Annotated in this window: 21 protein-coding genes; 9 read left to right on the forward strand and 12 right to left on the reverse strand. The window is 61.9% G+C overall.

Annotated features, from left to right (window positions below):
* Nucleotide 1: 1 nt before the first annotated feature.
* From ccmI to ccmA, 9 genes are read right to left on the reverse strand one after another with little or no spacing between them, the layout of a single operon-like run.
* Nucleotides 2-1195, reverse strand: coding sequence for a c-type cytochrome biogenesis protein CcmI (ccmI, locus tag ACW55A_RS10865; protein WP_455808169.1), 1194 nt, complete (start codon nucleotides 1193-1195; stop codon nucleotides 2-4).
* Nucleotides 1192-1662 (reverse strand): cytochrome c-type biogenesis protein, encoded by a 471-nt coding sequence (locus ACW55A_RS10870; RefSeq protein WP_074808734.1) that lies wholly within the window; start codon nucleotides 1660-1662, stop codon nucleotides 1192-1194. Before ACW55A_RS10870 ends, ccmI begins: the two co-directional genes overlap by 4 nt.
* Entirely contained in the window at nucleotides 1659-2195 is a 537-nt protein-coding gene (locus ACW55A_RS10875) for a DsbE family thiol:disulfide interchange protein (RefSeq protein WP_187810170.1), read from the reverse strand. The genes ACW55A_RS10870 and ACW55A_RS10875 overlap by 4 nt, the downstream gene beginning before the upstream one ends.
* Nucleotides 2192-4165 carry a heme lyase CcmF/NrfE family subunit gene (locus ACW55A_RS10880; RefSeq protein WP_455808170.1) on the reverse strand — a complete coding sequence of 658 codons (1974 nt, stop codon included), beginning with the start codon at nucleotides 4163-4165 and terminating at the stop codon, nucleotides 2192-2194. Before ACW55A_RS10880 ends, ACW55A_RS10875 begins: the two co-directional genes overlap by 4 nt.
* Before the next feature lie 3 nt (nucleotides 4166-4168).
* Entirely contained in the window at nucleotides 4169-4636 is a 468-nt protein-coding gene (gene ccmE, locus ACW55A_RS10885) for a cytochrome c maturation protein CcmE (RefSeq protein ID WP_455808171.1), read from the reverse strand.
* Nucleotides 4633-4809, reverse strand: coding sequence for a heme exporter protein CcmD (ccmD, locus tag ACW55A_RS10890; RefSeq protein ID WP_003370283.1), 177 nt, complete (start codon nucleotides 4807-4809; stop codon nucleotides 4633-4635). Before ccmD ends, ccmE begins: the two co-directional genes overlap by 4 nt.
* Nucleotides 4806-5609 (reverse strand): heme ABC transporter permease, encoded by an 804-nt coding sequence (locus ACW55A_RS10895; RefSeq protein ID WP_122241020.1) that lies wholly within the window; start codon nucleotides 5607-5609, stop codon nucleotides 4806-4808. The genes ccmD and ACW55A_RS10895 overlap by 4 nt, the downstream gene beginning before the upstream one ends.
* Before the next feature lie 54 nt (nucleotides 5610-5663).
* Nucleotides 5664-6335, reverse strand: a complete 672-nt coding sequence (ccmB, locus tag ACW55A_RS10900) for a heme exporter protein CcmB (protein ID WP_065349480.1) — start codon at nucleotides 6333-6335, stop codon at nucleotides 5664-5666.
* Nucleotides 6332-6973, reverse strand: a complete 642-nt coding sequence (ccmA, locus tag ACW55A_RS10905) for a cytochrome c biogenesis heme-transporting ATPase CcmA (protein ID WP_032609920.1) — start codon at nucleotides 6971-6973, stop codon at nucleotides 6332-6334. Before ccmA ends, ccmB begins: the two co-directional genes overlap by 4 nt.
* Before the next feature lie 189 nt (nucleotides 6974-7162).
* Here ccmA and fliK point away from each other — a divergent pair, with 189 nt between their 5' ends.
* Nucleotides 7163-8788, forward strand: a complete 1626-nt coding sequence (gene fliK / locus ACW55A_RS10910; RefSeq protein ID WP_455808172.1) for a flagellar hook-length control protein FliK — start codon at nucleotides 7163-7165, stop codon at nucleotides 8786-8788.
* Nucleotides 8788-9111, forward strand: coding sequence for an EscU/YscU/HrcU family type III secretion system export apparatus switch protein (locus ACW55A_RS10915; RefSeq protein ID WP_003370273.1), 324 nt, complete (start codon nucleotides 8788-8790; stop codon nucleotides 9109-9111). Before fliK ends, ACW55A_RS10915 begins: the two co-directional genes overlap by 1 nt.
* Before the next feature lie 21 nt (nucleotides 9112-9132).
* Here ACW55A_RS10915 and recR read toward each other — a convergent pair whose 3' ends face one another.
* Nucleotides 9133-9735, reverse strand: coding sequence for a recombination mediator RecR (recR, locus tag ACW55A_RS10920; RefSeq protein ID WP_003370271.1), 603 nt, complete (start codon nucleotides 9733-9735; stop codon nucleotides 9133-9135).
* Between the two features lie 110 nt (nucleotides 9736-9845).
* Complete coding sequence (locus ACW55A_RS10925) at nucleotides 9846-10730, reverse strand: LysR family transcriptional regulator (protein WP_003370269.1); 885 nt, start codon at nucleotides 10728-10730, stop codon at nucleotides 9846-9848.
* A 96-nt stretch (nucleotides 10731-10826) separates the two neighbouring features.
* On the opposite strand from ACW55A_RS10925, the gene ACW55A_RS10930 reads away from it, so the two are divergent.
* From ACW55A_RS10930 to ACW55A_RS10950, 5 genes are all read left to right on the forward strand, one after another.
* Nucleotides 10827-11963 carry a DSD1 family PLP-dependent enzyme gene (locus ACW55A_RS10930; RefSeq protein WP_498811285.1) on the forward strand — a complete coding sequence of 379 codons (1137 nt, stop codon included), beginning with the start codon at nucleotides 10827-10829 and terminating at the stop codon, nucleotides 11961-11963.
* A complete protein-coding gene (locus ACW55A_RS10935) occupies nucleotides 11953-12345 on the forward strand; it encodes a RidA family protein (protein ID WP_003370265.1) in 393 nt (130 codons plus the stop codon). The genes ACW55A_RS10930 and ACW55A_RS10935 overlap by 11 nt, the downstream gene beginning before the upstream one ends.
* 19 nt (nucleotides 12346-12364) lie before the next feature.
* Complete coding sequence (locus ACW55A_RS10940) at nucleotides 12365-13549, forward strand: NAD(P)/FAD-dependent oxidoreductase (RefSeq protein ID WP_455808174.1); 1185 nt, start codon at nucleotides 12365-12367, stop codon at nucleotides 13547-13549.
* Nucleotides 13550-13587: 38 nt separating this feature from the next.
* Nucleotides 13588-14448 (forward strand): GNAT family N-acetyltransferase, encoded by an 861-nt coding sequence (locus tag ACW55A_RS10945; RefSeq protein WP_455808175.1) that lies wholly within the window; start codon nucleotides 13588-13590, stop codon nucleotides 14446-14448.
* Between the two features lie 184 nt (nucleotides 14449-14632).
* The gene (locus ACW55A_RS10950; protein WP_455808176.1) at nucleotides 14633-16093 is read left to right on the forward strand and encodes an aldehyde dehydrogenase family protein; all 1461 of its coding nucleotides are present in this window, start codon (nucleotides 14633-14635) and stop codon (nucleotides 16091-16093) included.
* Between the two features lie 740 nt (nucleotides 16094-16833).
* Here ACW55A_RS10950 and rlmM read toward each other — a convergent pair.
* A complete protein-coding gene (rlmM, locus tag ACW55A_RS10955; RefSeq protein WP_003436186.1) occupies nucleotides 16834-17907 on the reverse strand; it encodes a 23S rRNA (cytidine(2498)-2'-O)-methyltransferase RlmM in 1074 nt (357 codons plus the stop codon).
* A 192-nt stretch (nucleotides 17908-18099) separates the two neighbouring features.
* On the opposite strand from rlmM, the gene acnA reads away from it, so the two are divergent.
* Together acnA and ACW55A_RS10965 are read left to right on the forward strand one after the other, a co-directional pair.
* Complete coding sequence (acnA, locus tag ACW55A_RS10960) at nucleotides 18100-20844, forward strand: aconitate hydratase AcnA (RefSeq protein WP_455808177.1); 2745 nt, start codon at nucleotides 18100-18102, stop codon at nucleotides 20842-20844.
* A 124-nt stretch (nucleotides 20845-20968) separates the two neighbouring features.
* The gene (locus ACW55A_RS10965) at nucleotides 20969-21766 is read left to right on the forward strand and encodes a CPBP family glutamic-type intramembrane protease (protein WP_455808178.1); all 798 of its coding nucleotides are present in this window, start codon (nucleotides 20969-20971) and stop codon (nucleotides 21764-21766) included.
* The last annotated feature ends 6 nt before the right edge of the window (nucleotides 21767-21772 follow it).

The raw sequence follows: 21772 nt of genomic DNA on the forward strand, positions 1-21772 counted from the left end.
TCTAGTTATCCGGACTGTCGATGGTCAATGCCTGCTGCGCCGCAGTATCACTGGCCAGAGGCTGACTGCGGCCGACCCACTCACCGGTGGTTGGCTGCCCCGCGCGAGACACTCGCGCAACCAGTTGGACTTGCGCGAAGTTCGACAGGTTCAGTTGCGGCATCATCGCATCGGCATCGCTCAGTTCCACGTCGGCAGGCAAGTCCGCCACGGTAATGCGTTTGACCGCCAGAGGTGCCGCCGGGCCATTGATGGCGCGGGCGAAGATAAACACGCTGTCGCTCGGCCTTACTTTGCCTTGAAGCCCGGGAGCCAGCTCGACATGAATTTTTATCGACTTCGCCTTCACTGCCGGCGCCGCGTCTGCAGCGCGTTTGGCAAGGTTATCTCTGGCGCGGGCAATGCCGCCTTCCAGTGCCGAACGCGATGCGTCATCTGCGGGCAGTGCGGCAAGTAACCGGGTCCAATAATCCACGGCCGCCTGATAGCGCTGTGTTTCGAACGCGGCAATCCCGAGCAGGCCAAGGCTGGTGACTTCCCTGGGGTCAGCCTGCAGCGCTTCGTCGGTCAGCGCCTGCACCTGTGGCGTGAAGTGCTTGTCGCGGTCGAAATACAGCGCCTGAGCCCATTGCCCGAGCAACTCGGGCTGCCTTCCGGCCAGCGCCACCGAACGCTCGAACATCTGCGCGGCATCACCGGGGCGGTTCTGCGCCATATAGCTGCGCGCCAGAAAATAGAGGTTTTCGGCGGAATCCGGCTGAGCCTGCACGCTGCGCTCAAGGCGCTGGGTCATGTCTGCCAGCGAGGTCGGTGGTCGAGCGAATTCGCGACTCAATTCAACCCGGTCACTGGCACCCAGTTGAAGATAGCCCGCCAGTCCCAACACCGGGACCAGCACCGCAGCCAGCACCAGCAAGGGTTTGCCCAGACGCGATGTCCGGGCAGGCTCTGCGCCTTCGGTGTCGGCGAGCAGCTCGCGCGCTGCTTCGGCACGTGCAGCCTGCAATTGCGTCGCCGACAACACGCCCTGCTCGTGCTGAACCTGTAACTCGCTCAGTCGCTCCTGATACAACGCCACGTTCAGAGCCGTGCGGTCTTCTTCCCGTTGCGCGCGATGGCCGCGCAGCAGCGGAATCAGCAAAAAGCTCAGCGCGACCAGCAGCAACAGCCCGGTTGCCATCCAGAAATCGATCATGGGCGGTGCTCATCCAGCAAGGTGGCAAGACGCTGCCGCTCATCTTCGGAGAGTCCGTCGGCCTGTGCGGATTGTGCCTTGCGGCGGCGGCCAACGATAAGCCCGATCACCACAAGCCCGCCGACCAGCAGGCAGGCCGGCCCGAACCACAGCAGCCAGGTACGCGCAGTCAGGCTCGGTTTGTAGCGAACGAAATCGCCATAGCGATCGACCATGAAATCGATGATCTGCTGATTGCTCTGCCCTTCGCCCAGCATGCGGTAGATTTCCTTGCGCAAATCGGCGGCAATCGGCGCATTGGAGTCGGCGATGTCCTGGTTCTGGCATTTCGGGCAGCGCAGTTCTCTGGTCAGTTCGCTGTAGCGCGCGCGCTCGGCGTCGTCGCGAAAGGCATAAGCGTCGATGGCCGCGTGAGCAATACCGGAACACAGCATGCCGAGCAGGACGATCAACAGACAGCGCTTCATGGCCGCGCCTCATCGACCAGTTGCTGATAACGCGCGGCAAGCTTTTCGCGCCACACCGCATCGTCGATGACCCCGACGTGTTTGTAACGGATGACGCCTTGAGCATCGATCAGGAAGGTTTCCGGCGCGCCGTACACCCCCAGGTCGAGCCCCAGAGAGCCCTCCTGGTCACGAATATTCAACCGATACGGATCATGGAATTCCTTGAGCCATTTCAGCGCGTCCGCGTTGACGTCCTTGTAATTCACGCCGTAGATCAGCACGCCCTGCTGCGCCAGCCGGGTCAGTACAGGATGCTCCACCCGGCAGGCCACGCACCAGGTGCCCCAGACGTTGACCAGCGCAGGTTTGCCGAGCAGATCGGCACGGCTCAACATCCGCTCGCCCTGCACCGCCGGCAGCGAGAATGCCGGAAAAGGCTTGCCGATCAGTGCCGAGGGCAGCTCGGCGGGGTCCAGATACAAACCGCGATACAACAACGCCGCCACGCCCAGAAACAGCACCAGTGGCAGTACCATGAACCAGCGTTTCATTGTGCAGCTCCCGACAGACCCAACGCCTCGCGCACCTTGTTCTTGACCCGGATGCGATAACGCCGATCGAGCGCCGCCAGCACCCCACCCAGACCGGTCAGCAGGCCGCCAAGCCAGATCCAGCGCACAAACGGTTTGACATGAACCCGAACAGCCCACGCACCATCGCCCAGCGGTTCACCCAGGGCGACATACAGGTCGCGACTGAAACCGGCATCAATGCCCGCCTCGGTCATCATCGATTGCTGCACGGTGTAGAGGCGTTTCTCCGGGTGCAGTTCGGTCAGTTGAACGCCGTTGCGTAACACGCGAACGGTGCCCCGATCCGAGGTGAAGTTCGGCCCTTCATAATGCCGGGCGCCCTCGAAGACAAAGGTATACCCACCCAGTTCGGTGGATTCGCCGGGGGCCATGCGCAAATCGCGCTCGGCGCTGTTCTGGCTCGACAGCACCACGCCCAGCGCGCACACGACAATGCCAAGGTGCGCCAGCTGCATGCCCCAGTAGCTGCGGGTCAGACTGCGTGCGCCACTGAGCAGCCCCTTGTAGCGGGTCTTGTCGAACAGGTCGCGAACCCCGGCCAGCAGCACCCAGGCGGCAAGCATCAGAGCGGCCAGCACCGCCCACTGGAAATCGTCCAGCAGCAGACCGGCCAGCACTGCCAGAACGACGCTGCCGAGCAGTACCGGGGCCAGCATGCCGAGCAGCCATTTCAGTGGTGTGTCCTTCCATCGCACCAGTACACCGACCGCCATGACCGCCAGCAACAGGCCCATCAACGGCACGAACAGCGTGTTGAAGTAAGGCGGGCCGACCGACATCTTGGCGCCGCTCATGGCATCGATCACCAGCGGATAAAGGGTGCCCAGCAGAATCATGGACGCGGCAACCACCAGCAACAGGTTATTGCCCAGCAGCAGGGTTTCCCGCGACCACAGACCGAACCCGACGTGGCTTTTGACCACCGGTGCGCGAATCGCAAACAGGGTCAGCGAACCGCCGACCACGAACAGCAAAAACATCAGGATGAACACGCCGCGCGCCGGGTCCGAGGCAAAGGCGTGAACGGAGGTCAGCACTCCGGAACGGACCAGGAAAGTGCCCAGCAGGCTCAGAGAAAACGCAGCAATGGCCAGCAATACCGTCCAGCTCTTGAACACGCCACGTTTTTCCGTGACCGCCAGCGAGTGAATCAGCGCAGTGCCCACCAGCCAGGGCATGAACGAGGCGTTTTCCACAGGGTCCCAGAACCACCAGCCGCCCCAGCCCAGTTCGTAATACGCCCACCACGAGCCAAGGCTGATGCCGATGCCGAGAAAGGCCCAGGCCACCAGCGTCCACGGCCTGGACCAACGCGCCCAGGCGGCGTCGAGTCGGCCGCCGAGCAAGGCAGCGATGGCGAATGCAAAGGCCACGGAGAAGCCGACATAGCCCATGTACAGCATCGGCGGATGCACGATAAGGCCAATGTCCTGCAACAGCGGGTTCAGATCACGTCCGTTGGCAGGCATCTGCGGCAACAGACGCGCGAACGGGTTGGAGGTGAGGATCAGAAACGACAGAAAACCCAGGCTGATCATGCCCATCACGGCGAGGACCCGCGCCAGCATCACCTGCGGCAGTTGCCGGGAAAACACCGACACGGCGAAGGTCCAGCCACCAAGAATCAACGCCCAGAGCAGCAGCGAACCTTCATGCGCACCCCACACGGCGCTGAATTTGTAGTACCAGGGCAGCGCGGTGTTGGAGTTCTGTGCAACGTAGGCGACTGAGAAGTCGTCGACCATGAACGCGTAGGTCAGACAACCGAAGGCGAAGATCAGAAAGCTGAACTGGCCCCAGGCTGCCGGACGGGCAAGGCTCATCCACAAGCGATCACCGCGCCATGCGCCGATCAGCGGAATGATGGCCTGCACCAGCGCAAAGCAGAATGCCAGAATCATGGCCAGCTGGCCGAGTTCGGGAATCATCGGTCAACCCTGTTTGACGGGTGTGGAAGACGCAGCCGGTGCCGCCTGACCGCTGTCACGCAGCGCCTTGGTGACCTCGGGGGGCATGTATTTCTCGTCATGCTTGGCCAGTACTTCGTCGGCCAGCACTACGCCCTGTGCATTGAGTTTGCCCAGCGCCACGATGCCCTGCCCTTCACGAAACAGATCAGGAAGAATGCCTCGGTAGGTGATGGTCACCGACTTGTTGAAATCGGTGACCACAAAACGCACGTCCAGCGAATCGGCCGAGCGCTGCAATGAGCCCTTTTCGACCATGCCGCCAGCCCTAATGCGCGTATCCAGCGGTGCCTCGCCATTGGCGATCTGGCTGGGGGTGTAGAACAGGTTGATGTTTTCCTGCAAGGCGCTGAGGGCCAGGGTCACGGCCAGACCGACACCGGCCAGCAGCGCGACAATGATCAACAAGCGTTTTTTGCGCAACGGGTTCACGGGCGATTCTCCCGCTTCAGGCGACGCGCCTGCTGTTTCATAAACCGCTGCCGTGCCCATAGCGGCAGCGCCACGTTGACCAGCAGTACCACAAGGCACAGACCATAGGCCGACCAGACAAACACGCCGTGGCGGCCCATGGCAAGAAAGTCGCTGAACGATGCAAAACTCAAAGCGTGTTCTCCGACTGCGCGGTTGTGTGACCCAGGCTGCGCAGTATCTCGGCCTTGACCCATTGCGTGCGCGCTTCGCGACGCAATACTTCAAGACGCATGCGCATCATCAACAGCACGCCGAACAAGCAGTAGAAACCCAGCGTGGTGAACAGCAGCGGTAGCCACATTTCAGCCGGCATGGCGGGCTTCTCGGTGAGGCTGAACGTCGAACCCTGGTGCAGGGTGTTCCACCACTCGACCGAATACTTGATGATCGGAATGTTCACCACACCGACGATGGCCAGCACCGCGCAGGCCTTGGCGGCGCTGTCGCGGTTACTGATGGCATTGCCCAGCGCGATCAGGCCGAAATACAGGAACAGCAGAATCAGCATCGAGGTCAGTCGCGCGTCCCAGACCCACCATGCTCCCCAGGTGGGCTTGCCCCAGATCGCGCCGGTCGCCAGCGCCAGCGCGGTCATCCACGCGCCAACAGGTGCAGCGCAGTGCAGTGCGACATCGGCCAGCTTGATTCTCCAGACCAGCCCGACCAGCCCGCACACGGCCAGCATGACGTAACAGGACTGGGCGAGCATCGCGGCAGGTACGTGGATATAAATGATCCGGAAGCTGTTGCCCTGCTGGTAATCCGGCGGCGCGAACGCCAGGCCCCAGACCATGCCGATGACCAGCAACAGCACGGCGGCAACACTCAACCAGGGCAGCAGGCGTGCGCTGACGCGATAAAACCCTTTCGGTGAGCCGAGCGTGTGCAGCCAGGCCCAACCGATGCTGCTTTTCATGGCGTTGCTTTTCATCAGGGTACATCCAGGGTATTGAACGGCATCGAAGTCTCGATCCCGGAACCACAATTATTCGCCGATGCTGATCTTCAGGCCAGCGGCTATCGCAAAGGGTGTCAGGGTGATCGCCAGCGCCGCCAGGCTGCCCAGCCACAACAGATAGCCGGTCGTCGGCATGCCCTGCAACGCGGCCTGCAACGCACCGCTGCCCAGAATCAGCACCGGGATATACAGCGGCAGTATCAACAATGCCAGCAGCAGGCCGCCACGCTTCAACCCCACGGTCAATGCCGTCCCCAATGCCCCCAGCAGGCTGAGCACCGGTGTGCCCAGCAGCAGCGAAACCATCAACACCGGCAGGCACTGCACCGGCAGGCCGAGCATCAAGGCCAGCAAGGGTGACAACAGTACCAGTGCCAGCCCGGAAAAAACCCAGTGTGCCAGCACTTTGATCAGCACCAGAAGGGCCAGCGGGTGCGGCGAAAGGACCCACTGCTCCAGCGAGCCGTCCTCGAAATCACTGCGCAACAGCCCGTCCAGCGACAGCAGCACGGCCAGCAGCGCCGCCACCCAGACCAGCCCCGGCGACAAGGTTTGCAACAATTGCGTCTGCGGTCCCAGCGCCAGCGGAAACAGGGCGACCACGATCGCGAAGAACACCAGTGGGTTAGCCAGCTCTGCGGGACGCCTCGCCAGCAGCCGCACCTCACGGAGCATCAGCAGGACAAACACATTGCTCATGCTGACCACTGCCCCAGGTCGAGATCCCGATAGCCCGCAGGCACCCGGCTCAGGCTGTGGTGGGTGGTCATGACAATCATGCCGCCCTGTTCACAGTGCCCGGCAAGGTGGTTTTCCAGTTGCTCGATGCCTTGGCGGTCGAGCGCGGTAAACGGCTCGTCGAGCAGCCAGAGTGGCGGACCCGGCAGATACAGACGTGCCAGCGCGACGCGACGCTGCTGCCCGGCCGACAAGGTGTGGCAGGGCACGTCCTCGAAACCTGCCAGACCGACCGCATCGAGGGCGGTGGCTATGGCGTCGGCATCGGCTGGCTGGTGCAGTGCACTGAGCCAGGACAGGTTTTCCAGCGGCGTCAGCACATCCTTGAGCGCTGGCGCATGACCGATCCACAACAGCTTGCTGCCCGGTGCCGCGGGCTCACGACCCACTGGCTGCGCGTCGAGCACTACCTGCCCGACCGTTGGCTGCATCAACCCGCACAGCAGGCGCAGCAGGCTGGTCTTGCCGCAGCCGTTGGGACCGCTGATCTGCAGCATGTCGCCTGTGTGCAACTGAAGATCGAGGTTTTCGAACAGCATCCGCCCGTCCCGCTCACACGCCAGAGCCGTCGCTTGCAAAAATGGGGTGGCTGGGATCATCGAGCGTTTCCAGTGCTTTGCGTCGCGAAATGTGCCAGAACAGACACATACGGAGTAAAACGCGGTTCAAGTCGGGGTTGATACGGCCGTTACATGAAGAGAAGTTAATGGCGGCTGGTCCGGTTTTGGCCGGTATTATACATGCGAGTCCTGTTATCAAAGGGGCAATTTCCTCGGGTCGATAGTTCAATGACAGGCGACATCACCAGCGTTCCGGCAACAAACGCCACCATGACACTGCTGCGCAACGGCATCTCCCCGGCGCAAGTGCTGACCATGCTGCAATCGGCGGAAAATCTGATCCCCGAAGGCGAGACCGTCAACGCCGAAGTGCTGACCCTCAAGCAGGTCAACCAGAACTTCCAGCTGTTGTTGCGACTGGTGCTCGCCAACGGCAGCCTGACCAATTTACCGGTCACCAGCAGCGTCCCGTTCACGCCCGGCAGCCTGCTGCAAGTGGCGCAGGCGTCGGCCAACGAGCTGACCTTGACGCTGCAGCAGCTCAACGGCGCGCTGAAAAACTCGATGACCAGCATCGATACCCGACAATTACCGGTCGGCACGCTGCTGCAGGGCAAAGTCATGACCAGCCAGGTGATCGCTCAGGGAGTCAATCAACTGGCCGGCCAGAACCCGGCCGCTGCGACGCCCACCTACCGGTCCATCGTGATGCTGCTCAACACAGCGCTGGCGGGTTCCAGCCTGACCATCGAGAGCCCGCAGCCGCTGACGGTGGGCAGCCTCTTGAGCGCTCAGGTGCAAGGCAATCAGGCACTCAACTTCGTTGCCCTGCCCGGTCGTTTCGACCAACTGGCCGTGGCGCAGCAACTGTCCGCACAGCAAAATCGCCAAGGCTCGCTGGACACTCTGATCAACGCCCTGCAAAACCTGCAGTCCGGCAGCCCGACCAGTACCAGCCCGGCCATCAGCGCGCCGCTGCAGGCCAGTATCAACCAGTTACTTGCCGACCTGCCCGACGTTGAGCAGATGACCACGCCCAAAGGCGTCGCACAGGCGCTCAACGCCAGCGGTGTATTTCTGGAAGCCAAGCTGCTGGCCGGATTGAACCCGGCGCACATGCCGGACATGAAAGCCAATCTGATGCGCCTGATCGCCCAGATCCTTCCCGGCCTGCCGGATAACACGTCCTATGGCGCAGCTGCGGCGTCCAATACCCTGGCGCGCACAATGCCCAATGCAATCCGCAATGCGCTGGGCACCCTGGGCCTGGTCGCGGCACGCACACAGCCAAGCATTTTTCCGCTGCCATCGCGCACGGTCAGCGGAGGCGAGAAGGAGGACGATCTGGAAATCCTCCTCAAGCTCGCTGCGGCTGCCGTATCACGCCTGCAAAGCCATCAACTGGGCGGTCTGGAGCAGACACGTACCAACGCCGACGGCACCCAGGTGACCACCTGGCAACTGGAAGTGCCAATGCGCAACGCCCACGACATCGTGCCCTTGCAGGTCAAGGTGCAGCGCGAAGACACGCCGGATCAGGAGGCCGCCGAAGACCGTGATGATGGCGAGATCAAGGACACCCGGGAAAAGCTCTGGAAAGTCGATCTGGCGTTCAACCTCGAGCCGTTGGGCCCCTTGCAGGTGCATGCACAGTTACTGCGCGGCACGCTGTCCAGCCAGCTGTGGGCCGAGCGCCCCGACAGCGCGGCATTGATCGAACATGAGCTGGGGTATCTGCGCGAACGGCTGATAGCCTGCGGCCTGGCAGTAGGCGAACTGGCCTGCAGTCACGGCACACCGCCAAGCGGTCCGCGTACCGCGCTCGAACAACGCTGGATCGACGAGAACGCCTGATGAGCCTACCCGACCACACTCCGCGCCAGGCTATCGCCCTCAGCTATGACGGCCAGCATGCTCCGACGCTCAGCGCCAAGGGCGACGACCAGTTGGCCGAGGCGATTCTGGCCATTGCTCGCGAATACGAAGTGCCCATCTACGAGAATGCCGAACTGGTCAAGCTGCTGGCACGCATGGAGCTGGGCGACAGCATTCCCGAGCCGCTGTACCGCACGATTGCCGAAATCATCGCGTTCGCCTGGCACCTGAAAGGCAAGTTTCCGGCAGGTCAGGACCCGGACGCGCCACCTGTCGAGCGCGATATTACACCGCGCTACTGACAGCAGAAGCGCTGGCCGGTATCACATCGAAATCGGCTTGCGCCCTGCAAACGAGTGCGCCAGGGTACCGCCGTCGACCAGGTCCAGCTCGCCACCCAGCGGAACGCCGTGGGCGATGCGCGACGCCACCAGGCCCTTGTCATGGAGCAACTGGGCGATGTAATGCGCCGTCGCTTCGCCTTCCACGGTCGGATTGGTCGCGAGAATCACTTCGGTGAAGGTGCCCTGCTGACTGATGCGTTCCATCAACTGCGGAATGCCGATGGCCTCCGGCCCCAGGCCGTCGAGTGGCGACAGATGGCCCTTGAGCACGAAGTAACGACCGCGGTAGCCGGTCTGCTCCACCGCATAGACATCCGTCGGGCCTTCAACCACGCACAACAACGTGTCATCACGACGCGTATCTGCACATTGCGGGCAGAGTTCCTCTTCGGTCAGCGTGCGGCACGAGCGGCAGTGACCCACGCCGTCCATCGCCTGCCCCAGTGCCTGCGCCAGCCGCGAACCGCCGCTGCGGTCACGCTCCAGCAACTGCAACGCCATGCGCTGAGCGGTTTTCTGACCGACGCCCGGCAGCACGCGGAAGGCATCGATCAACTGGCGAATCAGGGGGCTGAAGCTCATGGAGAAAAATCCGACAAAAACACAAGACGCGGTTTATACCCGCGCGTTGCCGTGAGCGTCAATTAAGGTATTCAACCCTGCGACCAACAGCGTGCCGTTGCTTTGCCGAATCAGGCTTTCAGAGCTGTCTCGAGAAACTCGGTCAGCGCCTGCACCCGTGCGCTGCGATGCTTGCGTACAGGCACCAGCAGGTTGATCGGCGCACTGGCCAGTTGCCAATCGGCGAGCACCCTTACCAGCCTGCCGCTGGCAATGGCGTCGCTGACGTCCCACTGCGAGCGCAACACGATGCCCAGCCCCTGCTCGGCCCAGCGCCGGGCGACCGAACCGTCGTTGCTGAGCAGCGCGGGCTCGATGCGCAGGGTCTTTTTGGTCTGGCCCTTGCTCAGGTGCCAGAGGGTGACGTCTTCATCGTTTTCGCGAATACAGATGCAGCGATGGGCAGCCAGCTGTTCGGGCGTCGAGGGCACACCATGTTGCTCGATATATGCCGGGCTGGCGCATAGCCAGCGATGGTTCTGCGCCAGCGGCCTGGCGATCCACTGGCTGTCATTGAGGCTACCGATGTGTATCACCGCATCGCTGTCATGACGGTCCGGCCAAGGTGTTTCGCGCAGGTCCAACTGCAGACACAACTGCGGGTGCAGCCTGGCGAAGCGCGCCAGCAGCGGCGCAATGCGCTGGCGCCCATAACCGAATGGCGCTGCCAGGCGCAGCGTACCCACCAGCCGTTCGTCACGCTGCTTAAAGGACTCCGGGAGCGCCTCCAATTGCTCCAGCAACTGTGCGCTTTCGCGTGCGAAACGCTCGCCATCAGCGGTCAGACTCAGGCGTCTGGCGTCGCGATTGGCCAGGGTGATGCCCAGTTGCGCCTCCAGTTTGCGCAAGCGCATCGACAACGCCGGCGGCGAGACGTTGAGGATTCTGGCGGCAGCACTGAGCGATTCGCAGCGCGACAGGGTCACGGCCAAACGCAGGTCTTCGATGGCTATCATTCACTTCAGCTTAATGATTGATGATCACGCATTGAACCACAGCTTCATCATCGCTGCGTAGAGTGGCTGCCGTACCCAGCCACATGAGCGCTTTCCATGTCAGCCTCCCTGTCCTCTCTCGATACGCCTGTCGCGCTGCTCGATGTGTCGCGCATGCAGCACAACATCCAGCGCATGCAACAACGCATGAATGAACTGGGCGTGCGCTTGCGCCCACACGTCAAGACCAGCAAATGCCTGCCGGTCATTCAGGCGCAGATTGCAGCGGGCGCCAGCGGCGTCACGGTATCGACATTAAAGGAGGCCGAACACTGCTTTGCCGAGGGCATCGACGATGTGTTCTATGCCGTGGCCATTGCGCCCGGCAAGCTGGAGCAGGCACTCAGACTGCGGCGCAAGGGCTGCCGCCTGAGCCTCCTGACCGACAGCGTGGCGGCTGCCCGGGCGATTGTGGTCTTCGGCCAGGCGCATGACGAACGTTTCGACGTCTGGATTGAAATCGATTGCGACGGTCATCGTTCCGGCCTGACCGTCGACGATGCATCGCTCGTCGAGGTCGCGCGCACGCTGGTCGACGGTGGCATGCAACTGCGTGGGGTAATGACCCATGCCGGGTCCAGTTATGACCTCGACACCCCCGCAGCCCTGCAAGCCCTCGCCGAACAGGAGCGCAGGCTCTGCGTCAGCGCCGCCGAGCGGATTCGTCAGGCAGGACTGCCCTGTGCGGACGTCAGCATTGGTTCGACACCGACGGCCCTGTCGGCGCAGAGCCTGCACGGCGTGACCGAAGTTCGCGCCGGCGTGTATGTGTTCTTCGACCTGGTGATGCACAACATTGGCGTATGCCAGGCAGATGAGCTGGCCCTGAGCGTGTTGACCACGGTCATCGGCCACCAGCACGACAAGGGCTGGATCATCGTTGACGCGGGCTGGATGGCCATGAGCCGCGACCGTGGCACTCAGCGCCAGCGCGAGGATTTCGGCTACGGCCAGGTGTGCAGCGAAAGCGGCGAGTGGATCGACGGTGCACGGGTCACCGGTGCCAATCAGGAGCACGGCATCATCACGCTTGCTACGGGCAGCGAGACCGACATCAGCAAGCGTTTTCCCATCGGCAGCCGACTGCGCATTCTGCCCAATCACGCCTGTGCCCCCGGCGCGCAATTCCCGGACTACCACGCCTGCGACAGCGAAGGCGCAATCCATACCTGGAGTCGCCTGCATGGCTGGTGAGATGAAACCGATCAGTACGTCCCTGGCCGCAGCACCCGGTGGGCATTATTCGCAGGCGATGCTGCATCAGGGCACGCTGCATGTTTCCGGACAATTGCCGGTGCGCGCCGATGGCAGTCACAGCGTCGGGGAGCCGTTCGAGGTCCAGGCTGCGGTCGCGCTGGACAATCTGCTGGCCATCCTCGGCGCGGCGGGATGCAGCACGAATGACCTGCTGAAAGTGACCATTTATATTGCCGGCGTCCAACACTGGCCTGCCTTCGACCGTCTCTACGCGGGCTATCTGGGCGAGCATCGCCCTGCGCGTGCCGTAGTGCCGGTCCCGGAATTGCACCACGGCTACCTGATCGAGATCGAAGCCCTGGCGCGCTGTGATCAATGAACATGACCGGGAGCCCCTCATGACCCCACAAAAAAGCGATGTCCTGATTATCGGCGGCGGCTTCATGGGCGCTTCCTCCGCGTTTTTTCTGCGCCAGCACGGCCGTTCGGTCACCCTGCTGGAGCGTGACCAGATCGGCCAATATGCCAGCGGCGTGAATTTCGGCAACGTGCGCCGTCAGGGACGATTTCTTGGCCAACTGGAACTGTCCAATCGCTCTTGGGCACTGTGGAAGCGCCTGCCTGAGCTGATCGGTGAAGACCTGGAATTCATTCCCAGCGGGCATATGCGCGTTTGCTATCGCGAAGACGAAATTGCCGAACTGGAAGCCTATGCCGCCGCCCCGGAAGCCCGCGAGCTGGATTTGCAGATCCTTTCCGGCAAGGCTCTGCATGACCGTTTTCCGTTTCTTGGTGCACAAGTCAAAGGCGGTTCCTATGCGCCCCATGACGGGCACGCCAACCCACGGTTGGCTGCACCCGCATTCGCCCGTGCGGCGAGTCGCGCAGGTGCAAGAATTGAAGAACGCACTGAAGTGATCGAGGTGCAGAAGGTCGGCGGCGAGTTTCAGGTCACCACCGCCGATGGACAGCTATTCGTCGCCGAACAGTTGCTCATCACTGCGGGTGCCTGGGGCGCCAGGCTCGCCGAGCAATTCGGCGAGTCAGTGCCTCTTGAGCCGAACGGACCGCAGATGTCGGTGACAGAACCGATACCTTACGCGCTGCCGACGGTGATCGGGGTGTTCACCAGGATCAAGGAAGAAGTGATCTATTTCCGGCAGATCCCGCGCGGCAACATCATCATCGGAGGCGGCAATCGCAATAAACCGGACATGCTCAACCGCCGCGCCTACTTCAAGCCGGAGAGCCTGATCAACCAGATGAAACAGATGAAACGCCTGCTACCGGGTGCAGAGAAGCTGAACATCATCCGTGTCTGGAGCGGCATCGAGAGTTACACGCCGGACTCGCTGCCGATCATGGGCCGCAGCGGCAAGGTCGACGGCCTGTTCTACGCGTTTGGCTTCTGCGGCCATGGTTTTCAGCTTGGCCCCGGCGTCGGTGACGTCATGGCCGAGCTGATCAGCACCGGCAGCACGCGCACATTGATCAGCCCGTTCGATATTCGCCGCTTCACCGATCCGACCGCCATCGAGATGCCGCTCATGTCCAGCCTGATGAGCACTGGAAAGCTGGTATGAGCCCAACCACTCACCCACCCCATCGCAACGGAGGCGCCATGCCTGCAACCACAGACGCTCACTACCAGTATCGCCCGGTGACTGCGGAGGATATCCCGGCAGCACATGCCCTTTCAGTGAGCCTCAAATGGCCACATCGCGAACAGGACTGGGCAATGGTGCAACGTACTTCCGAGGGCTTTGTCGCCGAGCATGATGGCCAGCTGGTTGGCGTAGCGTTTACCTGCCATCAGGGCGACTGGTCCTCGATCGGGCTGGTGATCGTCCGCGATGATCATCAGGGCAAAGGCATCGGTCGCCGCTTGATGAAGCTGTGTCTCGACGCGACGGCACCGCGCACGCCAGTCCTCAACGCTACGGAACTGGGCGCGCCGCTTTACCAGAGTCTGGGTTTCGTGGATTTTGCCCGCATCCAGCAGCATCAGGGCATTGCTGACCTGTCAGGTCTGTTGGCACCGAAAGACGACCTGCCGATTCGTACGCTGGGTCCGACCGACCACGCAGAACTGATCCGACTGGCCAACGCGGGCAGCGGCCTGGATCGCAATGCCGTGTTGACTGACCTGTTGTCGCGCGATGCAGAACGCGCGGTCGGGATTGAATACGCAGGTCAGTTGCAAGGCATCGCCCTGCTGCGCCGCTTCGGGCGCGGTCATATCATCGGTCCGGTGGTCGCCCGTGATGTCGATCAGGCACAACGATTGATTGAACACCTGTTGCAACAGATACCCGACATGTTCGTGCGCTTCGACATTCTGGCTGACTGCGGACTGGCAGCGTGGCTCGAAGGGCTGGGGCTGCCCTGTGTCGACAGGGCACCGCGCATGGTGCTCGGGACGCCGCCCGCCTCCGCCCCGGATGTGCAGCAATTCGCGCTGGTGACTCAGGCGATCGGCTGAAAACAGCGCGGATAAACGGCCGAAACAGGTCCGCCATGTTAGCGGGTTGCATACAGCAGATTATTCTTTGCAACCCGGCAGATCGGCGCTTTTTATCCAGACTGCTTTGTTAGCTTATGGGTATCGAACGGCCTGACAGCAAAGTGCCTGGCCTTGACCATTATTGCTCCAGGGAGCCCGCTGGATGACCTCACAGTCCTTGAACAGCCATCACGTTGATCCGGACACCGCGCTGAAACTGTATATCGATGGGGGGTGGTCCGCACCGCTCGACCCGGTCAGTATTGCGGTGATCAACCCTGCGACCGAAGAGGTGGTGGCGCATGTCGCCAGTGGCTCGGCCGCCGATGTCGACCGTGCGGTTGCAGCAGCGCGGGCAGCCTTTACCGGCTGGTCCGGCACCTCGCCACACGCCCGGGCACAGATAATCGGTCGGATCCACGAGCTTATTCTAGAGCGCAAGGAACAACTGGCGCAGGCGATCTCGCTGGAGATGGGCGCAGCCATCAGTTCGGCGCGGGCCATGCAGGTGCCGCTGGCCGCCGAGCATGTGCGTGTCGCACGTGACCTGCTGGCGACCTATCGCTTCCAGACCGTTGAAGGCGGCACGGCAATCGAACGCGAGCCCATCGGGGTGTGTGGCCTGATCACGCCGTGGAACTGGCCGTTGTATCAAATCACCGCCAAAGTCGCCCCGGCCATCGCGGCGGGTTGTACGGTGGTGCTCAAGCCCAGCGAATTGTCGCCTTTGAGCGCCCTGCTGTTCGCGCAACTGGTGCATGACGCCGGTCTGCCGCCCGGGGTGTTCAATCTGGTCAATGGGAGCGGCCCCGAAGTCGGCGGCGCTATGGCGGCTCACCCTGATATCGACATGATCTCGATCACTGGTTCCAATCGGGCAGGCGCATTGGTGGCGCAGGCCGCCGCACCGACGGTTAAACGAGTGACTCAGGAACTGGGCGGCAAATCACCGAATATCCTGCTGCCCGACGCCGACTTCGCCAACGCGGTGCCGCCCGGCGTGATGGCCGCATTCCGCAATGTGGGTCAGTCGTGCAGCGCACCAACGCGAATGATCGTGCCCAGGAACCGACTGGCGGAAGTCGAAGCGCTGGCTGCCGAAACGGCCGCGGCAATCGTTGTGGGTGATCCGCAGTCGGAGCACACGGTATTGGGCCCTATCGCCAACGAGGCGCAGTTTCACCGTGTCCAGGCGATGATCGATGCAGGGCTGAGCGAAGGCGCGAAGCTGGTGTGCGGCGGGCCGGGACGGTTGCTGGGCCATGAGCGAGGCTTCTATACCCGGCCAACGGTGTTTTCCGAGGTGGATTCGTCGATGCGTATCGCCCGGGAAGAGATTTTCGGCCCGGTGCTGTGCCTGATGGCCTACGACACGATTGAGGAGGCTATCGCAATTGCCAACGATACGGTCTATGGCCTGGGTGCGCATGTACAGGGGCAGGACCTTGACCTGGCGCGCTCGGTCGCTTCGCGCATTCGTGCCGGGCAAGTGCACCTGAACTACCCCGCCTGGAACCCGATGGCCCCGTTCGGCGGCTACAAGCGCTCTGGCAACGGTCGCGAGTATGGCGTGCATGGCTTTGAAGAGTATCTGGAGACCAAGGCTATTGTGGGGTTTGGTTGAGTGGCGCTGGTGCTGAAAGTCCGGAAAATGGGGCTCAGACTACGATGAGGATCGTTCCAACGCTACGCGTGGGAATGCAGTTCGTGACGCTCTGCGTCACACAGCGATTCTGTGGCGTCAGCTGGATTGGCGTTCGGCCCAGATTCTCGTTCCCACGCTCCGCGTGGTAATGCCTTTCGTGACGCTCTGCGTCACACAGCGGTTCTGTGGCGTCAGGTGGATTGGCGTTCTGCCCAGATTCTCGTTCCCACGCTCCGCGTGGTAATGCCTTTCGTGACGCTCTGCGTCACACAGTTCTGCGATTCAGTGAGATTCAGGCTCGACTTGAGTCACCTTTTCGCCCCTCGGCGACCTACTTTGATGGGGCCAAAGTAGGCAAACCCCCTCGCTCCTGTTTCCGGCCCGACTGCGTCGGGTTCCTTCGCCCTGACACTGATCCGGGGGTCGCCGCAACGGGCCATCCATGGCCCGGTGCGGCTAGCCTGGCGTCCTGCCAGGCTACCCCCGGATCAGCGCCAGGACTCAGCCGTCACTAACGTCGCACTCTGCGTCGTCAGTGCCATCGCGGTTGAAAAGCACTGAGTTGGCAGCGACTGCGTGTAAGGCATGACATTGTTTCGTATCGATGATTTGTGACGCAGAGCGTCACGAACTGCGTACCAACGCGGAGCATTGGCACGATAATCCGATAGTCACTGAAATCCTATAGTCACTGAAGCATGCGGCGCGAGTGTGAGAAATCACTTTCTCGCCGCTTTGGCCACGTCCAGCCTGCGCAGGTGGCAGGTGACTTCTTCGCGGTCGTGGTAGAGCTGTTTGCAGCCGATGGACACCCGTACCCCTCGCGCCTGAAAGCCCTCTTCGATGCGGTCGAGCAGTCGGCGTACTTCAGCGTAGCGCTGTTTCATCGGCAACTTGAGGTTGACCACCGCTTCGCGGCACAGGCCTTCACCCAGCCAGGTCTCCAGCAGCGCCGCATTGCGCGCAGGCTTTTCGACGATGTCGCAGACCATCCAGTCGACTGGCTGTCGAGGCTTGTAGGTAAAGCCGTCGGCCATCAAGTGCTGAACCAGCCCGGTGTCCATCAGGCTTTCCGCCATCGGTCCGTTATCGATGGCGGTCACCAGCATGCCGCGGCGCACCAGTTGATACGTCCAGCCGCCCGGCGCGGCACCCAGGTCCACACCGGTCATGTCGCCGGAAAGGCGCTCGTCCCACTGATCTCTGGGAATGAAGTGGTGCCACGCCTCTTCTAGCTTCAAGGTCGAACGGCTTGGCGCCTCGCGGGGAAACTTGAGGCGCGGGATGCCCATAGGCCACATGGCGGAGTTGTCCGCATCGGCCAGACCGAGAAACACCTCGCGACCACTCTTGAAGGTCAGCAGCAGACGCGGCTTGCGCGGGTCATCCACCAGTTTGCCTGCCTGAGTCAGGGCCTTGCGCAGCGGCGCTTCGAATTTCTTGCAGAAATTCGACAGCTCCTTGCCGTCGTTGGTATCCACCACCTCAAGCCACAGACTGCCGCAGATCGGGAACGCCGCCAGCTGCGCCAGAATCACGCTGATGCGATCGGTTTCCGGCAACTCGAGAAACAGCCCCCGCGCCCACTGCCGGGGAAAGATCAGCTTGTCGAAGCGCTGACCGTTCATCAACCGCTCGGCACCATCCGCCTCGGTGCAGATGAATTCGGCGCAGGCGGTGTCGGGACGGGCCTTGGCATACCCGGCCACGTCCAGGCGCGCGGCGTGATCGGCTATTTCCGAGCAGACTTCGCCCTCAAAACCGGGTCGGCAGTGCATAAACAGTGTATTCATGGGTTACTCCTGGGCAGTGGGCACTCGGGCGTAACCCCGCAGACTTGAAAGCCGCGCATGATAGCCCAATCCAGGAACCACTGGTGCGGCCGAACAGTCCACAGAACTTGAAGCCTGATGCGGCGCTCCCGACCTGATGCACATGGAGCCCGTGAACCGATGTTCGGAGAACATTCCTCAAAGGAGACATTCATGCCCTCCCTCGATAGCCTGAAGAGCCTTAAAACCCTCGAAATCGATAACAAGACCTACCACTACTTCAGCCTGCCGGAAGCCGCCCGCTCACTGGGCGATCTGGACAAGCTGCCCATGTCACTCAAGGTGCTGCTGGAAAACCTGCTGCGCTGGGAAGACAACAAGACAGTAACCGGCAACGACCTCAAGGCGCTTGCCGACTGGTTGACCGAGCGCCGTTCGGACCGGGAAATTCAATACCGCCCTGCCCGCGTGCTGATGCAGGACTTTACCGGTGTGCCGGCAGTGGTCGATCTGGCCGCCATGCGTGCTGCCGTGGCCAAGGCTGGTGGTGACCCGCAACGCATCAACCCGCTGTCCCCGGTGGACCTGGTGATCGACCACTCGGTGATGGTCGACAAGTTTGGCAACGCCGAGGCGTTCGGCGAGAACGTCGACATCGAGATGCAGCGCAACGGTGAGCGCTACGCGTTCCTGCGCTGGGGCCAGAGCGCTTTCGATAATTTCAGCGTGGTGCCGCCCGGCACCGGCATTTGCCATCAGGTGAACCTCGAATACCTGGGCCGCACGGTATGGACCAAGGAAGAGGACGGCCGCATTTACGCATTCCCCGACACGCTGGTCGGTACCGACTCGCACACCACGATGATCAATGGCCTGGGCGTACTGGGCTGGGGCGTGGGCGGTATCGAAGCCGAAGCGGCGATGCTTGGCCAACCGGTGTCGATGCTGATCCCGGAAGTCATCGGTTTCCGGCTGACCGGCAAACTGAAGGAAGGCATCACCGCTACCGACCTGGTGCTCACCGTCACCCAGATGCTGCGCAAGAAAGGTGTGGTCGGCAAGTTTGTCGAGTTCTACGGCGACGGCCTGGCCGATCTGCCACTGGCCGACCGCGCGACCATTGCCAACATGGCGCCCGAGTACGGCGCAACCTGTGGTTTCTTCCCGGTCGATGACGTCACGCTGGATTACCTGCGTCTGTCGGGTCGTCCCGACGAAACCGTCAAGCTGGTCGAAGCGTATTGCAAGGCTCAGGGTCTATGGCGTCTGGCAGGCCAGGAACCGGTGTTCACCGACAGCCTGGAACTGGACATGAGCACGGTCGAAGCCAGCCTTGCTGGCCCCAAGCGCCCTCAGGATCGTGTAGCGCTGCCGAATGTGTCCAAGGCCTTCAGCGATTTCCTCGGTCTGCAGGTCAAGCCTGCCAAGGTCGATGAAGGTCGCCTGGAGAGCGAAGGCGGTGGCGGTGTCGCGGTTGGCAACGAGGCCCAGGTCAGCGGCGAAACCCAATATGAATACAACGGCCAGACCTATCATCTGAAAGACGGCGCTGTGGTGATCGCGGCGATCACGTCCTGCACCAACACCTCCAACCCCAGCGTCATGATGGCAGCCGGGCTGGTCGCGAAGAAAGCCGTCGAGAAAGGCCTGAAGCGCAAGCCGTGGGTGAAAAGCTCATTGGCACCCGGCTCCAAAGTGGTGACCGATTATTACAACGCAGCAGGTCTGACCCAATACCTCGATGCCCTGGGCTTCGATCTGGTCGGTTACGGCTGCACCACCTGCATCGGCAACTCCGGACCGCTGCTGGAGCCTATCGAGAAAGCCATTCAACAGTCCGACCTGACAGTCGCGTCGGTGCTTTCGGGCAACCGCAACTTCGAGGGCCGCGTCCATCCGCTGGTCAAGACCAACTGGCTGGCATCGCCACCCCTGGTAGTCGCCTATGCACTGGCAGGCTCGGTGCGCATCGATATCAGCAGCGAACCCCTGGGCGAAGGCGCAGACGGCAAACCGGTCTATCTGCGCGATATCTGGCCGAGTCAGCAGGAAATCGCCGACGCCGTGGCCAGCGTCAACACCGGCATGTTCCATAAGGAATACGCCGAAGTCTTTGCCGGCGACGAACAATGGCAAGCCATCGAAGTGCCGCAGGCTGCCACCTACGTCTGGCAGGACGATTCCACCTATATTCAGCACCCGCCGTTCTTCGACGGCATCGACGGTCCGCTGCCGGCTATCGAAGACGTGGAAAACGCACGCATCCTGGCCCTGCTGGGCGACTCGGTGACCACCGACCATATCTCCCCTGCCGGTAATATCAAGGCCGACAGCCCTGCCGGGCGCTACCTGCAGGAGAAAGGCGTCACGTATCAGGACTTCAACTCTTACGGCTCGCGTCGTGGAAACCATGAAGTGATGATGCGCGGGACCTTTGCCAATATCCGTATCCGCAACGAAATGCTCGGCGGCGAGGAAGGTGGCAACACGGTGCATGTGCCCTCCGGCGAGAAGCTGGCGATCTACGACGCGGCCATGCGTTATCAAGAAGAAGGGACGCCGCTGGTAATCATTGCCGGTCTGGAATACGGCACGGGCTCAAGCCGCGACTGGGCAGCCAAAGGTACCAACCTGCTGGGCGTCAAGGCGGTCATCGCCGAAAGCTTCGAACGGATTCACCGCTCGAACCTGGTGGGCATGGGCGTGCTGCCTTTGCAGTTCAAGAACGGCCAGACGCGCAAGACCCTCGGCCTGACCGGCAAGGAGACGCTGAAGATCACCGGACTGACCAACGCAGACGTGCAGCCGGGCATGAGCCTGACCCTGCATATCGACCGCGAAGACGGCAGCAAGGAAACCGTCGACGTGCTGTGCCGCATCGATACGCTTAACGAAGTGGAATACTTCAAGTCGGGTGGCATTCTGCATTACGTGCTGCGCCAGCTGATCGCCTCCTGATATCTCATAAATGGGGCCTGCATCCTGCTTAAGGGTCAGGCCCCAGCATGAAAATTTTTATAAACTCGCTCCTGCCCTGCTGAACGCCGGATAGAATTCCCCGCTCTCAAGGCAGGACCTACTCATGAAAACAAGGCACTGGCTGACTTTCTGCCTCCTGAGCAGCGGCTACGCGCTGGCGTTGTTCCACGGCAACCTTGACCCTTCGGCAGCGCTGAGCTTTGGCGCATTGTTCATTGCCTGGTTCTGCGTGGCGCGATCCTCTTACTCCTCCATTCGCCTGTGTGGCCACGGATTGTTCATCGTGACCGGTCTGGCGCTGGCCTTTCACCTGGCGCCCGGCTTCAATAACGCCAACGTCATCGAAGCAACGCGATTCAGTGCCGATGCCGCGCTGTTCTCCATGGACCTGAATCTGGACAAGCCACTGATCGGCTTCTGGCTGATACTGGCCTGCCCCTGGATTCTGCCCAAGGTTGACGTCGCCCATTCACTGCAAACCGGGCTTCTGGCGCTGATTGTGACGTCGGCGTTCTGCATGACCGCTGCGGTCATGTTGAACGTCGTCGGCTGGACACCGAAATGGCCTGCCCAGGGCCTGATATGGCTGCTCAACAACCTGTTGCTGGTGACCCTGACCGAAGAGCTGTTTTTCCGCGCTTATCTGCAGGGCAGCCTGATGCGCCTGTTCAAGAGCTCAAGGTATGCGACGGCATTATCGATCACCCTCGCTGCCGGCCTGTTCGGGCTTGCGCACGCTGGTGCCGGCCCGCAGTGGGTGGCATTGGCAGGCATGGCTGGAGTGGGGTACGGCATCGCATTTCGTTTCGGCGGGCTGCAGGCCGCCGTCATCAGCCATCTGGGCCTGAACCTCGTGCATTTCGGGCTGTTCACCTACCCCATGCTGGCCCGCCAGGGCTGACTCTAC

Source organism: Plantibacter cousiniae (nom. nud.), from assembly GCF_977070315.1.

Excerpts from the sequence above, each read along its gene's own strand:
- ACW55A_RS10945 (WP_455808175.1), top strand. The coding sequence starts at position 13,588 with ATGCCTGCAACCACAGACGCTCACTACCAGTATCGCCCGGTGACTGCG.
- ACW55A_RS10915 (WP_003370273.1), top strand. The coding sequence starts at position 8,788 with ATGAGCCTACCCGACCACACTCCGCGCCAGGCTATCGCCCTCAGCTAT.
- ACW55A_RS10965 (WP_455808178.1), top strand. The coding sequence starts at position 20,969 with ATGAAAACAAGGCACTGGCTGACTTTCTGCCTCCTGAGCAGCGGCTAC.
- ccmI (WP_455808169.1), bottom strand. The coding sequence starts at position 1,195 with ATGATCGATTTCTGGATGGCAACCGGGCTGTTGCTGCTGGTCGCGCTG.
- ACW55A_RS10930 (WP_498811285.1), top strand. The coding sequence starts at position 10,827 with ATGTCAGCCTCCCTGTCCTCTCTCGATACGCCTGTCGCGCTGCTCGAT.
- ACW55A_RS10925 (WP_003370269.1), bottom strand. The coding sequence starts at position 10,730 with ATGATAGCCATCGAAGACCTGCGTTTGGCCGTGACCCTGTCGCGCTGC.
- ACW55A_RS10950 (WP_455808176.1), top strand. The coding sequence starts at position 14,633 with ATGACCTCACAGTCCTTGAACAGCCATCACGTTGATCCGGACACCGCG.
- ACW55A_RS10875 (WP_187810170.1), bottom strand. The coding sequence starts at position 2,195 with ATGAAACGCTGGTTCATGGTACTGCCACTGGTGCTGTTTCTGGGCGTG.
- acnA (WP_455808177.1), top strand. The coding sequence starts at position 18,100 with ATGCCCTCCCTCGATAGCCTGAAGAGCCTTAAAACCCTCGAAATCGAT.
- ACW55A_RS10940 (WP_455808174.1), top strand. The coding sequence starts at position 12,365 with ATGACCCCACAAAAAAGCGATGTCCTGATTATCGGCGGCGGCTTCATG.
- ACW55A_RS10895 (WP_122241020.1), bottom strand. The coding sequence starts at position 5,609 with ATGAAAAGCAACGCCATGAAAAGCAGCATCGGTTGGGCCTGGCTGCAC.
- ACW55A_RS10935 (WP_003370265.1), top strand. The coding sequence starts at position 11,953 with ATGGCTGGTGAGATGAAACCGATCAGTACGTCCCTGGCCGCAGCACCC.
- ccmB (WP_065349480.1), bottom strand. The coding sequence starts at position 6,335 with ATGAGCAATGTGTTTGTCCTGCTGATGCTCCGTGAGGTGCGGCTGCTG.
- ccmA (WP_032609920.1), bottom strand. The coding sequence starts at position 6,973 with ATGATCCCAGCCACCCCATTTTTGCAAGCGACGGCTCTGGCGTGTGAG.
- ACW55A_RS10880 (WP_455808170.1), bottom strand. The coding sequence starts at position 4,165 with ATGATTCCCGAACTCGGCCAGCTGGCCATGATTCTGGCATTCTGCTTT.
- ACW55A_RS10870 (WP_074808734.1), bottom strand. The coding sequence starts at position 1,662 with ATGAAGCGCTGTCTGTTGATCGTCCTGCTCGGCATGCTGTGTTCCGGT.
- rlmM (WP_003436186.1), bottom strand. The coding sequence starts at position 17,907 with ATGAATACACTGTTTATGCACTGCCGACCCGGTTTTGAGGGCGAAGTC.
- fliK (WP_455808172.1), top strand. The coding sequence starts at position 7,163 with ATGACAGGCGACATCACCAGCGTTCCGGCAACAAACGCCACCATGACA.
- recR (WP_003370271.1), bottom strand. The coding sequence starts at position 9,735 with ATGAGCTTCAGCCCCCTGATTCGCCAGTTGATCGATGCCTTCCGCGTG.